General features: G+C 67.9%; 13 protein-coding genes. 10 read left to right on the top strand and 3 right to left on the bottom strand.

From position 1 onward, the window contains the following. Positions 1–17 precede the first annotated feature (17 nt). The 4 genes from SK854_RS14915 (at position 18) to lepB (ending at position 3,649) form a co-directional block, all read left to right on the top strand. Positions 18–629: a trimeric intracellular cation channel family protein gene (locus tag SK854_RS14915; RefSeq protein WP_319975679.1), complete on the top strand. Its 612-nt coding sequence runs from the start codon at positions 18–20 to the stop codon at positions 627–629. 69 nt (positions 630–698) lie between these two features. Next, a complete protein-coding gene (locus tag SK854_RS14910) occupies positions 699–1,394 on the top strand; it encodes a response regulator transcription factor (RefSeq protein ID WP_090007381.1) in 696 nt (231 codons plus the stop codon). Further along, complete coding sequence (locus SK854_RS14905; protein ID WP_406601778.1) at positions 1,391–2,776, top strand: sensor histidine kinase; 1,386 nt, start codon at positions 1,391–1,393, stop codon at positions 2,774–2,776. Before SK854_RS14910 ends, SK854_RS14905 begins: the two co-directional genes overlap by 4 nt. A gap of 9 nt (positions 2,777–2,785) precedes the next feature. Beyond that, positions 2,786–3,649: a signal peptidase I gene (lepB, locus tag SK854_RS14900; RefSeq protein WP_319975678.1), complete on the top strand. Its 864-nt coding sequence runs from the start codon at positions 2,786–2,788 to the stop codon at positions 3,647–3,649. A gap of 62 nt (positions 3,650–3,711) precedes the next feature. On the opposite strand, the gene SK854_RS14895 is transcribed toward lepB, so the two are convergent. From SK854_RS14895 to SK854_RS14885, 3 genes are read right to left on the bottom strand one after another with little or no spacing between them, the layout of a single operon-like run. Further along, positions 3,712–4,611 (bottom strand): carbohydrate ABC transporter permease, encoded by a 900-nt coding sequence (locus SK854_RS14895; RefSeq protein WP_319975677.1) that lies wholly within the window; start codon positions 4,609–4,611, stop codon positions 3,712–3,714. After that, positions 4,608–5,564, bottom strand: coding sequence for a carbohydrate ABC transporter permease (locus tag SK854_RS14890; RefSeq protein WP_319975676.1), 957 nt, complete (start codon positions 5,562–5,564; stop codon positions 4,608–4,610). Before SK854_RS14890 ends, SK854_RS14895 begins: the two co-directional genes overlap by 4 nt. After that, positions 5,561–6,805: an ABC transporter substrate-binding protein gene (locus SK854_RS14885; RefSeq protein WP_319975675.1), complete on the bottom strand. Its 1,245-nt coding sequence runs from the start codon at positions 6,803–6,805 to the stop codon at positions 5,561–5,563. Before SK854_RS14885 ends, SK854_RS14890 begins: the two co-directional genes overlap by 4 nt. Before the next feature lie 316 nt (positions 6,806–7,121). Between SK854_RS14885 and SK854_RS14880 the strand changes: the two genes are divergently transcribed. From SK854_RS14880 to SK854_RS14855, 6 genes are all read left to right on the top strand, one after another. Beyond that, positions 7,122–9,104: a beta-galactosidase gene (locus tag SK854_RS14880; protein WP_319975674.1), complete on the top strand. Its 1,983-nt coding sequence runs from the start codon at positions 7,122–7,124 to the stop codon at positions 9,102–9,104. A gap of 1 nt (position 9,105) precedes the next feature. Then, positions 9,106–9,903 (top strand): DeoR/GlpR family DNA-binding transcription regulator, encoded by a 798-nt coding sequence (locus SK854_RS14875; protein WP_093605353.1) that lies wholly within the window; start codon positions 9,106–9,108, stop codon positions 9,901–9,903. Continuing rightward, complete coding sequence (gene galT / locus SK854_RS14870; RefSeq protein WP_319975673.1) at positions 9,900–10,988, top strand: galactose-1-phosphate uridylyltransferase; 1,089 nt, start codon at positions 9,900–9,902, stop codon at positions 10,986–10,988. Before SK854_RS14875 ends, galT begins: the two co-directional genes overlap by 4 nt. 51 nt (positions 10,989–11,039) lie before the next feature. Next, a complete protein-coding gene (locus SK854_RS14865; protein ID WP_319975672.1) occupies positions 11,040–12,572 on the top strand; it encodes a S1C family serine protease in 1,533 nt (510 codons plus the stop codon). Between the two features lie 178 nt (positions 12,573–12,750). Further along, positions 12,751–13,437, top strand: coding sequence for a response regulator transcription factor (locus SK854_RS14860; protein WP_319975671.1), 687 nt, complete (start codon positions 12,751–12,753; stop codon positions 13,435–13,437). A 23-nt stretch (positions 13,438–13,460) separates the two neighbouring features. Further along, positions 13,461–14,321: a sensor histidine kinase gene (locus SK854_RS14855; protein ID WP_319976108.1), complete on the top strand. Its 861-nt coding sequence runs from the start codon at positions 13,461–13,463 to the stop codon at positions 14,319–14,321. The last annotated feature ends 4 nt before the right edge of the window (positions 14,322–14,325 follow it).

Here is a 14,325-nt window from a genome sequence, read left to right as displayed (position 1 = left end):
CACTACTCTCTCCGTTCGTGCTGCTCATCGTCCTGGAGCTGATCGGTATCGCGGTCTTCGCCGCCTCCGGAGCGGTGGCCGCGGTCCGCGCGCGCCTCGACGTGTTCGGCGTGACCATCCTGGCGCTCACCACGGCGCTGGGCGGCGGCATCATCCGCGACGTCCTGCTCGGCGTGCACCCGCCGACGAGTCTGCGGAACTGGCCGTACCTGCTGGTCGCGGGCGGCACGGGCCTGATCGTCTTCTGGTTCCACCCGCAGGTCGCGAAGCTCCGCCGCAGCGTGCTGCTGCTGGACGCCGTGGGTCTCGGCCTGTTCGTCACGTCCGGCACGTCGACCGCGTTGTCACTCGGTGCGACTCCCTACGCGGCCTGCCTCATCGGCATGACGACGGGCATCGGCGGTGGAGCGCTCCGCGACCTGCTTCTCCGTGAGATTCCTTTGGTCCTGAGGAGAGAGATCTACGCCGTGGCGGCGCTCTGCGGTGCGGTCGTCGTGGCGGTGGGGGAATGGGCCGGTCTGCCGAAAGGCCTGGTCTCGCTGACCGGCGCGTCAATGATCATCACCATCAGGCTGATCGCGCTCTGGCGGAAGTGGAACGCACCTGTCGCGAGAGGCCTGGAGGGCTAACGCCGAACTCACACCTGCAGTTAGGGCCCTTCTCAGGCGGCTCTCAGATCCCTCGGCAAGACTGCTCCCATGCGCATCCTCGTTGTCGACGACGACCGGGCGGTCAGGGAGTCACTCCGCCGCTCGCTCCAGTTCAACGGCTACCAGGTCGAGACTGCCGGAGACGGCATGCAGGCCCTGGAGTCGGTGACCGCCGCCAGGCCGGACGCGATGGTGCTCGACGTGATGATGCCGCGGCTCGACGGCCTCGAGGTGTGCCGCAGGCTGCGCAGCACCGGCGACGACCTGCCGATCCTCGTGCTGACCGCGCGTGACGCGGTGAGCGACCGGGTGTCCGGGCTGGACGCCGGCGCCGACGACTACCTGCCCAAGCCGTTCGCGCTGGAGGAGCTGCTGGCCCGGTTGCGCGCGCTGCTGCGCCGCGCCGCTCACGACGACGACGCGGCCCAGAAGTCCGCCGCCGCCCTGAAGTTCTCCGACCTGGAGCTGGACCCGTCGACCCGCGACGTCCGCCGCGGCGAGCGTCCGATCAGCCTCACCCGCACCGAGTTCGCGCTGCTCGAGCTCCTGCTGGCGCACCCGCGCCAGGTGCTCACCCGCAGCCGCATCCTGGAGGACGTGTGGGGATACGACTTCCCGACCTCGGGCAACGCTCTCGAGGTCTACGTGGGATACCTGCGCCGCAAGACGGAGCTGGAGGGCGAGCCGCGGCTGATCCACACGGTGCGTGGGGTGGGCTACGTCCTGCGGGAGACCCCTCCGTGATCCTGGAACCACAGGGACGGCTCCAGAAGGCGTCGCTGCGGGCCCGGGTCACCTGGCTCGCGGCGTTCTGCGTCGCCGGGGCCGTCGCGCTGGTCTCGTTCGGCGCGTACATGATCGTCCGCAAGAGCACCTACGACGCTCTGGACGAGAGTCTGCGCACGCGAGCGGTGGCCGTGGCCGCCGGCGAGAAGATCAACGGCTCGGACTTCGTCGGCAAGTACCCGGCGGCGTTCCTCGCGGCCGGCGACGTGAAGATGGCCGTGCTGCTGGCAGACAGCGGACAGCTGCTCTTCCCGCAGGACTCCGACCGGCCGCCGACGGTCGCGGAGGCCTGGGACGTGGCTCAGGGCGAGCGGAACGAGTTCATCTGGACCGACCACAAGACCGAGTCGCGGGTCATCGCCGTCAAGTACCAGCCGGGCCAGGCGATCATCATCGCCCAGTCGATGTCGCCTCAGCGCACCACGTTGGCCAAGCTCAGCGTCGTTCTGCTGTTGATCGGCGGTGCCGGTGTGCTGCTCGCGGCCATCGCGGGCACGGCCGTCGCGCGAACAGGTCTGCGGCCGGTGCAACGGCTGACGGAGGCCACCGAACGCGTCGCGAACACAGGTGACCTGACACCGATCCCGGTGGCGGGCGACGACGAGCTGGCGCGGTTGACGCACAGCTTCAACGCGATGCTCGGCGCCGTCGCCGAGTCGCAGGAACGACAACGCCGCCTGGTCGCCGATGCGGGCCACGAACTGCGCACGCCGCTGACGTCCATGCGCACCAACCTGGAGCTGTTGCTCGCATCGGAACGCCCGAATTCACCCGACTTGTCTGAAGTGGACAAGCAGGAGATCCACTCGGACGTGCGCGCCCAGCTCGACGAGCTGACCACGCTGATCGGTGACCTGGTCGAACTGGCCCGCGAGGACGCCCCGCAGGTCATCCACGAGCCCGTCGACCTGGTCGAGGTGGTGGAACGGTCGATGGACCGCGCCCGCCGCCGCGCCTCGAACGTCACGTTCGACGTGCAGTTGCAGCCGTGGACACTTCTGGGTGATTCCAGTGCTCTGGAGCGCGCGGTGCTGAACCTCCTCGACAACGCGGTGAAGTTCAGCCCCTCGGGTTCGGCGGTGCGGCTGAACCTCCGCCAGGTGGGCGACGGCAGCGCCGTGGTGGAGGTGGCGGACGCGGGCCCCGGTATCGCGGACGCCGATCTACCTCACGTTTTCGAGCGGTTCTACCGTTCGTCCGAGGCGCGGACCCTGCCGGGTTCCGGCCTGGGACTCGCCATCGTCAAACAGGTGGCCCAACGGCACGGCGGCACGGCCACGGCGGGCAGAGCCCCCGAGGGTGGAGCCCTGTTCACGTTGCGCCTACCCGGACGTCCGTAAGGTGGGCCTGTGAGTCATCGCGTGAACGACGATTCTTCGTCGACCTGGGAGACGACCCCTCCCACCGGAGACGGCCCCGCTGAACCCACGTCGCGCTTCTCGACGTCCGGTTCGACCGCTTCGTCGTACGAGGATCGTTCGTCGCGTTCCTCCGCGTACGAGGACGACCCGGCGCCCCGGTTCCACAAGAAGAAGGCGAAGAAGAAGCAGCCGTTCTGGAAAGAGCTGCTGGTCATCTTCAGCGTGGCGCTGCTGCTGACCGTCGTCATCCAGACGTTCGTCGCGCGCGTGTTCGTCATCCCGTCGGCTTCGATGGAGACGACGCTGCACGGCTGCACGGGCTGCGTGAACGACAAGGTGCTGGTCGAGAAGATCACGTACCTGTTCAACGACCCGCGCCCCGGCGACGTCATCGTCTTCCGCGGCCCGCCGAACTGGACCGGCGGCAAGGAGCCCCCGAACTTCGTGGTCGGCACCCTGCAGGACCTCGGCTCGATGGTGAACCTGTCCGAGCCCAGCGGCACGGACTTCATCAAGCGCGTCATCGCCGTCGGCGGCCAGACCGTCGAGTGCTGCGACGACCAGGGCCGCGTGATGGTCGACGGCAAGCCGCTGGACGAGCCGTACCTGAACTTCGGCGGCGGCCCGCGCCAGCAGGACTCGTTCGAGAAGGTCACCGTCCCCGCGGGCAAGCTGTGGGTGATGGGCGACAACCGCAACAACTCGTCGGACTCGCGCAAGCACGGCGACCCGACGCCGGCCGACGGCGCGATCCCGATCGACAACGTGGTGGGCAAGGCCCGCGTGATCGTGATTCCCGTGGGGCGGTGGGGTTCGATCTCGGACTTCAACCCGCAGACCGGCGGCAAGTAGTTCTTCCAGGCAACGCGAAAGGGGCGGGGACCACGTGGTCCCCGCCCCTTTCGCGTCGGTCCTCAGCCCTTCGTGGATCCCAGCGTCAGTCCGCCCACGAACTGCCGCTGCAACACGAAGAACACGACCAGGGTGGGCAGCGCGACCAGGAGAGAGCCCGCTGCGATGAGGTTGTTGTCGGTGAAGAACGTGCCCTTCAGGTTCTGCAGGGCCGAGGTCACCGGCATCTTGTCGCCGTCCTGGATCAGCACCAACGCCCACAGGAAGTCGTTGTAGATCCAGGTGAACTCCAGCGTCGCCAGCGCGGCGAGCACCGGGCGGCACAGCGGCAGGGTGAGCTGCCAGTACTGCCGGAACACCGACGCGCCGTCGACGCGGGCGGCCTCGGTCAGCTCGTACGGGATGGTCTTCATGTAGTTCGACAGCACGAACGTGCAGAAGCCCATCTGGAACGCGATGTGGATGAGGATGACGCCGAGCGGTGAGTCGATCAGCGACTCGCTCTCCGACATCCACGCCGGCAGTTCGATCAGCCGGTACAGCCGCCACAGCGGCGTCACGATCACCTGCTGCGGCAACAGGTTGCCCGCGGTGAACAGCATCAGCAGCGCGATGTTGAACTTGAAGCTGAACCGCGACACGCCGAACGCCACCATCGAGCTCAGCACCAGCGTGATGATCAGGGCCGGCACGGTGATGAGGAACGTGTTCCAGTAGAAGTGCGGCAGGTCGCCGATCTCCCACGCCTTCGCGAAGTTCTCGAACGTCAGCGACTTCGCGATGGAGAAGTAGCCGTTGACCGACGTGTCGTCGTACGTCCGCAGCGACGCGTAGACCGCCCACAGCAGAGGCGCCAGCGTCATCAGGCACGTCAGGATCAGGAAGGTGTGCAACGCGATGCGTGCCGGCGTGACCGGACGCTTCTGCTTCACGACCGGTGGGCGTTCCAAGGTGGCCGTCACGTCCGGTTCTCCTTGCTGAACACCTGGTACAGGTACGTGATGATGAAGCCGAGCGAGATCGTCAGCAGGACCACGGCGACCGCGGAACCGCGGCCGATGCGCGAGGCCTCGCCGATGATGTTGTCGGTCACGAGCACCGACAGCAGCTCCAGACCGTTGCGCCCCTTGTTGATGACGTACACGATGTCGAACGCGCGGAGCGCTTCGATCACCGTCACGACGAGCACGACGATGTTGACCGGCTTCATCACCGGGAACGTGACCCGGAAGAACGTCTGGGAGGCCGAGGCGCCGTCGAGCGACGCGGCTTCCTTCAGCGCCGGGTCGACGGACTTCAGGCCCGCCAAGTACAGCAGCATGATGTAGCCGGTGTGCCGCCACGCCGCGGCCACCAGCACCGCGTAGAGGTTGATGTCCGAGTCGCCGATCCAGTCGACCGGGTTGTCGCTCAACCCCAGCACCGAGTTCAGCAGACCGCCGTCCGGCGTGTAGATCAGCTGCCAGATGAAGCCAACCAGGGCCAGCGACAGCACCATCGGCATGTACAGCGCGGACTGGTAGACCCTGCTGAACTTCAGTTCGCGGTCGAGCAGAACGGCGAGCAGCAGACCCGCTGACGTCGGCACGATCAGCAGGAACAGCAACCAGATCAGGTTGTGTTGCACCGCCGGCCAGAACCGCGGGTACTCCGTGAAGATCTCGACGTAGTTCCCGACACCGATCCACTCGATGTCCTCGAAGCCGCCGATGCCGTTCCACCTGCTGAACGACAACGCGACCGAGCCCAGCGTCGGGATCCACACGAACAGCAGGTGCACGACCGTGGGGATGCCGAGCATGAGCGCCAGCACCAGTTTGTCCGTGCCGGCGAGGGCCGTGGCACGCTTTCCACGCCGACGAGGCGGCGGCCCGGAGGGGGCCACCGCCTTCGGCTTCTCCTGCAACGCGGTCACTTGAAGATGTTCTTCGCCTGATCAGCCATGCCCTTGAGCACGGAGTCGATGTTGTTCGGGTCCTTGATGAACTCGATGAGGCCGTTGGTGGCCGCCTCGCTCGCGAAGCCGGGATCGGTGTCGCGGTCGAGGAACTGCGTGATGTGCTTGGCGTTCTTGATGGTGTCCGCCACCTTCTTCTGCAGCGGGCTGTACCCGGCCTGGTCCGCCTTCTGGTTGGTCGCGACCGCGGTCGGGTCGGCCTTCAGGTAGGCGAGCTGTGGTTCGGCGGAGGACAGGTACTCCATCAGCTTCAGCGCACCGTCCGAATTGGACGGCTTCTTCGCCAGCATGTAGCCGTCGATCGGCGCCTCGACCGTGTCGGTGCCGTGCGTCGGGTTGATCTCCGGGAACGGGAAGAAGTCGAGGTCTTCCTTGTCCGCGTCCGGGAACTGCTGGCCGACGAACGCGCCGAGCAGGTACATGCCGGACTTCTTCTGCTGCAACGTCTGCGCGGCTTCCTGCCACTCGCGGCCGAGCGCGTTCTCCTGGTGGAACGGCAGCAGCCGCTTCCAGGTGTCGAACACGTCCTTGACGCGCTTGTCCTGCCAGTCTTCCTTGCCCGCCAGCAGGTCCACGTGGAACTGGTAGCCGTTGATGCGGAAGTTCAGCTGGTCGAACGTGCCCATGGCCGGCCAGCCCTGCTTCTGGGCGAAGGCGATCGGGATCAGGCCGTCGGCCTGCATCTTCGTGGAGAGCGCCACGAGCTCGTCGAGCGTCTTCGGGACGGCGTAGCCCTTCTCCTGCCAGACGCTCTTGCGGTAGAACATGCCCCACGCGTACTGGGTGAACGGCACGAAGTACTGCTTGCCGTCCGTGCCCGTCGACGCCTGCTTGAGCGCGTCGGAGTAGTTGCCGCCGATCTTGCCCCACAGGTCGGTGAGGTCGCCGGTGAGGCCCTGGTCGGCGAAGAACCGCATGCGGTAGCCGGCGAACCACGCGAGCACGTCGTCCGGCTTGCCCTGCAGGTAGTTGTTGATCTGTTCCTGGTACTGCTCGTGCTGCTTGGTGTTGATCGTGACGGACAGGCCGCCCGACTGGGCCTCGAACGCCTTCACCGCGGCGGTGATCGCGTCCTTCGGCACCTGGTCGGACAGGTTGTTGCCGAAGGTGACGACCTTCGAGTCACCGCCCGTGCCCGAACCACCGCCGCACGCCGAAAGAAGACCACCGGTCGCGGCAACGCCCGCACCGGCCAGCATGACTCGCAGCATCGTTCGCCGACCGAAGTGCGGTAACGGAGTGGAACCAGGCGTGTGCAGAACCATCATCGCTCCTACAGGTGACACTCGCACGTGCGAACCGAACAGGACTCCAACAAAGTTGCGCATAATGTGGTCCCAGTCATACAGCATGTCAAGTCCCGTTACGGAGCTGTTAAACCCCTGGACAGCCGCGTTCCGGGCGGTTGGTCGGCGTTTCCCGGTACTTGTCCCGGTCAACCGCCGAACAGACCCCAACGGGCAGTTGTGTTTGCTTGTGTTGACGTTGGGGGTCGTTGTCGGCCACGCTTGCGCCGTGACGACGTGGCCAACTGACCTGCAAGGCCTCGGCTGGGGGGCTGACTACAACCCCGAGCAGTGGCCGGAACACGTCTGGACCGAGGATGTCGAGCTCATGCGGCGCGCCGGCGTCACCATGGTCAGCCTGGGCATCTTCAGCTGGGCGAAGATCGAGGTCAGCAAGGGCGAGTACCGGTTCGAATGGCTCGACCGCGTGATGGACCTGCTGCACGCCGGCGGCATCCGCGTCGACCTCGCGACCGCGACCGCCGCGCCGCCGCCGTGGCTCACCACCGAGTACCCCGAGATGCTGCCCGTCCGCGCGGACGGCGTGAGGCTCTCGCACGGCTCACGGCAGGCGTACTGCCCGTCGTCGCCGATCTACCGCGACCGGGCGACCGCGCTGGCCGCCGAGATGGCCTCGCACTACCGCGACCACCCCGCCCTCGCCGCGTGGCACGTCGGCAACGAGTACGCGTGCCACGTGAAGCGCTGCTACTGCGACACGTGCGCCGCCTCGTTCCGCGAGTGGCTGTCGAGCCGATACACGCTCGACCAGCTCAACGACGCGTGGTCCACGGCGTTCTGGAGCCAGGGCTACACCGACTTCGCGCAGGTCCTGCCGCCGCGCGTCACGCCGACGTTCGCGAACCCGGCGCACGTGCTGGACTTCGACAGGTTCTCCGACGACGCGATCCTGGAGCTGTACAAGGCCGAGCGGGACGTGCTGCGCATGATCACGCCGGACGTGCCGATCACCACGAACTTCATGGTCAACTGGACGTTCGGCGACCTCGACTACTGGAAGTGGGCCCGCGAGGTCGACTTCGTCTCGAACGACCACTACACCGAGGCCCAGTCGCCCGACCGGCACGTCGAGCTCGCGATGTCCGCGGACCTCGTGCGCGGCCTTGCGGGCGGCAAGCCCTGGCTGTTGATGGAGGCCTCGACCTCCGCGGTGAACTGGCAGCGGCGCAACATCGCCAAGACGGCGGGGGAGATGCGGCGGCACTCGTTCCAGAACATCGCCCGCGGCGCCGACGGCACGTTGTTCTTCCAGTGGCGGCAGTCGCGCGGCGGCAGCGAGCGCTACCACTCGGCGATGGTCCCGCACGCCGGCACGGACACGAAGGTGTACCGGGAGGTCTGCGAGGTCGGCGCCGAGTACGGCCGGCTGACCGAGGTCATCGGTTCCACTGTGGACGCTTCCGTCGCGATCTTGTACGACTTCCAGTCCGGCTGGGCACTGCGGCAGGATGCCCACCCGACCAACGACTTCGACTACTACCGGCACGTTCTCGGGTACTACAAGGCGCTCTGGCAGTCCGGTGTCACAGTCGACTTCGTGGCGCCGGGCACGAACCTCTCCGCGTACTCGCTGGTGGTCGTACCGGCCTTCTACGCGGTGTCCGACGCGCACGCCGCCGTCATCGCGGACTACGTGGCGGGCGGCGGTCATGTCGTGGTCACGTACCTGTCCGGTGTCGCGGACCAGCACACGCGCGTGCGGCTCGGCGGGTACCCCGGAGCGTTCCGGGACGTGCTCGGCGTGTGGTCCGAGGAGTTCTACCCGCTGCGGGAGAACGAAACAGTCTCGTTGACCGACGGGTCGACCGCCTCGTTGTGGACGGAGCACCTGCACACGCGCACGGCTGACACCGTTGTCTCCTATGCCGACGGCCCGTTGCCCGGCGTGGCGGCGGTGACGCGCAACGCGTTCGGCAACGGTGTCGCCTGGTACGTGGCCTGCGATCTCGACGAGAACGGTCTCGTCCGAACGGTGGAAAACGCGCTTTCCAGGGCGGGGGTGGCGGTGTCGCCTTCGCCGATCGAGCTTGTACGGCGCAAGGGCGACGTATCGTTCCTCTTCGCCGTCAACCACACAGACACCGACGCGCAGATCGAGGCGTCCGGTGTCGACGTGTTGTCCGGCGAGCAGGTCTCCGGGCACCTCACCGTGCGAGCCGGGGACGTAGTCGTCCTCAGGGAAGAGGTGTGAGGTGCTGGCACGTCAGCGGCAAGCGGTAATCATCGAAGAGGTCCGTCGTACGGGTGCGGTGCGCGTCAGCGACCTCGTCGTCCGGCTCGGCGTCTCGGACATGACCGTGCGCCGCGATCTCGACGTGCTCGCCGCACGCGGACTGGTGGAGAAGGTCTACGGCGGCGCCACGTCCGTCGTCGGGCGCTCGACCGACGAGCCCGGTTTCGAGGCCAAGTCGGTGCGGCAGCTGCCCGAGAAGGAGGCGATCGCGGCACTGGCAGCGGGCCTCGTGCGTCCCGGCACGGCCATCGGCCTGTCCGCCGGCACGACGACGTGGACGTTAGCCCGTTTCCTCGACGACATCCCCGACCTCACCGTCGTCACGAACTCCATCCGCGTCGCGGACGTGCTGCAGCAGAGCGGGCGCACGGACCGCACGGTCGTGCTGACCGGTGGCGTGCGCACTCCGTCCGACGCGCTCGTGGGCCCGGTGGCCGTGCAGGCGTTGCGATCGCTGCATCTCGACGTGGTCTTCCTGGGCGTGCACGGCATGGCCGAGCGCTCCGGATTCACAACGCCGAACCTCAACGAGAGTGAAACGGATCGCGCGCTCGTCGACGCGGCCGGGCGCGTGGTCGTGGTCGCGGACCACACGAAGTGGGGCACCGTCGGCATTTCCACGATCGCCGATCTCGACGAGGCGCACGTTCTGGTGACGGACGAGGGTTTGCCGGACGACGCGCGGGCGATCCTCTCCGAGCAGGTCGGCGAGTTGGTCTTGGCTCATGTACCGGGAAGTGGCGAGGAGTTGGCGTGAGGCGTACCGCGGGCAAACTGGCGGACGGCCGGGAGATCATCTACTTCGACGACAGCGCTGAGGCGCCACCGCGAGTCGCGGTGGACACCCGGGATCTCCCGGAGACCCAGCCGATGTCCGAAGTCCGGCTGGACCCGTTGACCCGCGAGTGGGTCGCGATGGCGGCGCACCGCCAGACACGCACGTACAAGCCGCCGGCGGACCTCTGTCCGCTGTGCCCGTCCACGCCGGGCAGGCCCACGGAGATCCCCGAGGCCGACTACGACGTCGTGGTGTTCGAGAACAGGTTCCCCTCGCTGGCGCAGAACGTGCCGGACGTGCCGTCCACTGTGGATGGTGAAGCGCTGTTCGTGCGCGCGCCGGGTCGTGGGCGGTGCGAGGTCGTGTGCTTCACCTCGGACCACAACAAGTCGTTCGGCGAGCTCTCCGCGTCGCGCGTGCGCACCGTCGTGGACGCCTGGGCGGACCGTGTCGCCTTCTTGTCAACGTTGCCAGGGGTCGAACAGGTCTTCCCGTTCGAGAACCGCGGCGAAGAGATCGGCGTGACGCTCTCGCACCCGCACGGCCAGATCTACGCGTACCCGTTCATCACGCCTCGCACCGAACGGATGCTGGAGGCGGCGCTGGAGCACTACGCGGCGAATGGGCGTCCGTTGTTCGGCGACGTGCTGGAAGCCGAGCTTCGCGCGGGCGCGCGCGTGGTGGAAGAGTCCGCGCACTGGGCCGCCTTCGTGCCCGCCGCCGCCCGCTGGCCCGTCGAGGTCGTGCTGGCGCCACGCCGTCAGGTGCCCGACATCGCCGCACTGTCCTCAGTGGAGCGTGACGACTTCGCGTCGCTCTACCTGAAGGTGCTGCACCGCCTGGACGCGCTGTACGACCGCCCGCTGCCCTACATCGCGGCCTGGCACCAGGCGCCGGTCAACGTCGGCCGCGACGAGATGTGGCTGCACCTGCAGGTCTTCTCGGTGCTCAGGACGAAGGACAAGCTCAAGTACCTCGCGGGCTCCGAGTCGGGAGAAGCCGTGTGGATCAACGACGTGACGCCGGAGCAGATCGCGGAACGGCTCCGGGGAACACACAACTAGCTCCCAGGCTGGTCTAAGGGTTCTCTCAGGACGGCCCGAGAGACTATGCCCATGACCGAGAGCAACCAGACAGCGCCGCAGCCGGAAGAGCCCACCTCCGTGCCGACGAGCGCCGGTCAGACAGACTCCGGCGCGCGGGAGCAGGGCCCGTCGCTGCCGGAACCCGGCCAGCCGGATCCTTTGCAGGGGGGATCCGGCCAGGCTGGGGCTACTCACGCTCCTGCCGGTTTGGGCGATGCGCCCGCCTCCTTCACTTCGGCCCAGCCGCAGGTGCCCTCACCTGACGCGGGCCAGACGCAGCTCGGCGGGCCCGGACCCGGCCAGCAGCTTCCTCCATCAGGGTCCGGCCAACCTCACCCGCTCGGCCTCGGCGCCACGACCGCGCAGTTCGGCGCGGAACAGCCCGCGGGACCGCCCTCCGGCCCGTTCGCGGGGCCTCAGGGACCGCACACCGGGCCGCAGACGGGTCAGTACTACCTCCCGCCCGGCTACCAGCCCCCGCCCGTCCCCCAGCGCCCCAAGGGCCGCGGAAAGGTCGTGGCGGGCGTCGCCGCCCTCGTGCTGATCGTCGGCGGCCTCTCCGGCGGCCTCGGCGGCTACCTGGGCTACACCTTCGCGAACGACTCGTCGTCCGTGAGCTCCCTCGACTCACCCCGCCCGGCCTCGCAGGCCTCGAACGCGCCCGCCGGCTCGGTCGAGGACGTGGCGAACAAACTGCTGCCGTCCGTCGTGCAGATCCAGGTCACGACGCGCTCCGGCGCCGGCGAGGGCTCGGGCTTCATCATCTCCGGCAACGGCCAGATCGTGACGAACAACCACGTCATCGAGGGCGCCGCCTCCGGTGGCGACATCAAGGTCGTCTTCCACGACGGCAAGACCGCCACCGCCAAGATCCTCGGCCGCGACCCGAGCTCCGACATCGCCGTCATCCAGGCCGACGGCGTCTCGAACCTCCCGGTCGTGCAACTCGGCAACTCCGGCGACATGAAGACCGGCCAGGCCGTCGTCGCGATCGGCTCGCCGTTCGAGCTGTCCGGCACCGTCACCTCCGGCATCGTCAGCTCGGTGAACCGCCCGGTCTCGGCCGGCGGCGACCGCAACTCGCAGGCGACCGTCCTCAACGCCATCCAGACCGACGCCGCGATCAACCCCGGCAACTCCGGCGGCCCGCTGGTGAACATGCAGGGCCAGGTCGTCGGCATCAACTCGGCGATCTACAGCCCCAGCCAGGGCCAGGGCCAGGCCGGTTCCGTCGGCATCGGCTTCGCGATCCCGATGGACCAGGCGCGCCGCACGATCGACGAGATCGTGAAGAGCGGCAAGCCCAAGCAGACCGTGCTCGGCGTGAAGGTCGAGTCGACCGAGCAGGGCGCCAAGATCTCCGAGATCACCGGTGGCGGCGCGGCCGAGAAGGCCGGGCTCAAGGCCGGTGACGTGATCACCAAGTTCGGTGACCGCCGCATCGACGAGTCGGACACCCTCGTCGCCGCGGTCCGGTCGAAGGCTCCCGGTGACAAGGTCACGATCACGCTGTCCGACAACAGGACGGTGGAAGCCACCCTCGACGGTGTCGAGGTGGGATAGGTCGGGGGACGGCTGGTTTCTGGCATCCGCCGCCCGCCAGAAACCAGCCGTGACGACCCCGGAGAGGCCGTAGCCATGCGCACCTGCCCCGTGCGTGGCTGCGGCCTCTTTGTTTCGTCTTCTTACGGCGTTGTGACGCTTGCGGGCCTGCCGGGCTTTCGTGGCTTAGCGTGGTGACGTGGTGGAACGGGTGCTGGTCGTCGACGACGACACGACGGTGCGCGATGTGGTGCGCCGCTACCTCGAACACGCCGGCTACGAGGTCGAGCTCGCCGGTGACGGGGAACAGGCGTTGCGGCTGATGGCCACGCACGAGCCGGACATCGTGGTCCTGGACCTGATGTTGCCCGGCATCGACGGGCTTGAGGTGTGCCGGCGGATTCGGGATCGCGGCAGCACGCCGGTGGTCATGCTGACGGCGCTGGGTGAGGAAGAAGATCGCATCGCCGGGTTGCAGATCGGGGCGGACGACTACGTCACGAAGCCCTTCAGCCCGCGTGAGCTGGCGTTGCGGGTCTCGTCGGTGTTGCGGCGGGCCGGCAAGGCCTACGAGCCGCGGGTGGTGCGGGACGGGAACCTCGTGCTGGACGTGGCCGCGCACACCGCGACGCTGGACGGGCGGCCGTTGCAGTTGACGACCCGCGAGTTCGACCTGCTGGCGTTCTTCATCGGCAACGCGGGCAAGGCGTTCGGGCGGGCCGAGCTGCTGGAGCGGGTGTGGGGCTGGCAGTTCGGCGACCAGTCGACCGTGACCGTCCACGTGCGACGGTTGCGGGAGAAGATCGAGGAAGATCCGGCGAAGCCGAAGCGGCTGAGCACCGTGTGGGGCGTCGGCTACAGGTATGACCAGTGTTCGACCGACTGAGCCGTGTGTCGCTGACCACCGCGATGACCGTCATGGTCATCGTGCCGGTGGTGGCGACCATCGGCGGCGTGCTCGTGGTCAGCAGGTTCATGTTCACGCCGATGCTCAACGCCGCGCTCATGGCGTGCGCGCTGGTCGGCCTGGTCACGGTGCCGTTCTCGATCATGCTGGGACGGGCGATCGCGCGGCGGACCATGTGGGAACGCGAGGCCGAGGCGGCGCGGCGGCAACTGGTGGCGTGGATCAGTCACGACCTGCGGACGCCGCTGGCCGGGATCCGGGCGATGACGGAGGCGCTGGAGGACGGCGTCGTCTCCGAGCCGGGTGAGGTCGCGGTCTACGCCAAGCAGATCGCGTTGGAGGCCGATCACCTGACGAAGCTGGTGGACGACCTGTTCCAGCTCTCGCGGATCACCGCCGGCGCGTTGAACCTGACGATGCACGACGTACGGCTGGCCGATGTGGTCAGCGACGTGGTGGCCGCGTCCCGGCCCGTGGCGGCGCGCAAGGGCGTGGAGTTGCGCGCGGACGCTCGCGAGTGGCCGGTCGTGCGGGGCTCAGATCCGGAACTGATGCGTGTCGTGCGCAACCTTGTGTCCAACGCCATTCGGCACACGCCCGAGGGTGGCGCGGTGTCAGTTCAGGTCGATGTGGACGGACCCGACGCGGTGGTGCGGGTGGACGACGCGTGCGGCGGCATACCCGATGACGTGCTGCCACAGGTGTTCGACGTGGGATTCCGGGGAAGCACAGCGCGCAACCCGACCGGCGCCGGACTGGGGCTTTCCATCGCGCGTGGCCTCGTCGACGCGCACCACGGGAGAATCGGCGCCCAGAACCACGGTCCTGGCTGCCGCTTCGAAGTCAGACTCCCGCTACGGTGATCGG

The sequence above is a fragment of the Lentzea sokolovensis genome (assembly GCF_033949975.1).
GTDB lineage: Bacteria > Actinomycetota > Actinomycetes > Mycobacteriales > Pseudonocardiaceae > Lentzea > Lentzea sokolovensis.
Note: the sequence above shows the minus strand (reverse complement) of the source record. Positions and strands in the feature narration are given on the sequence as shown.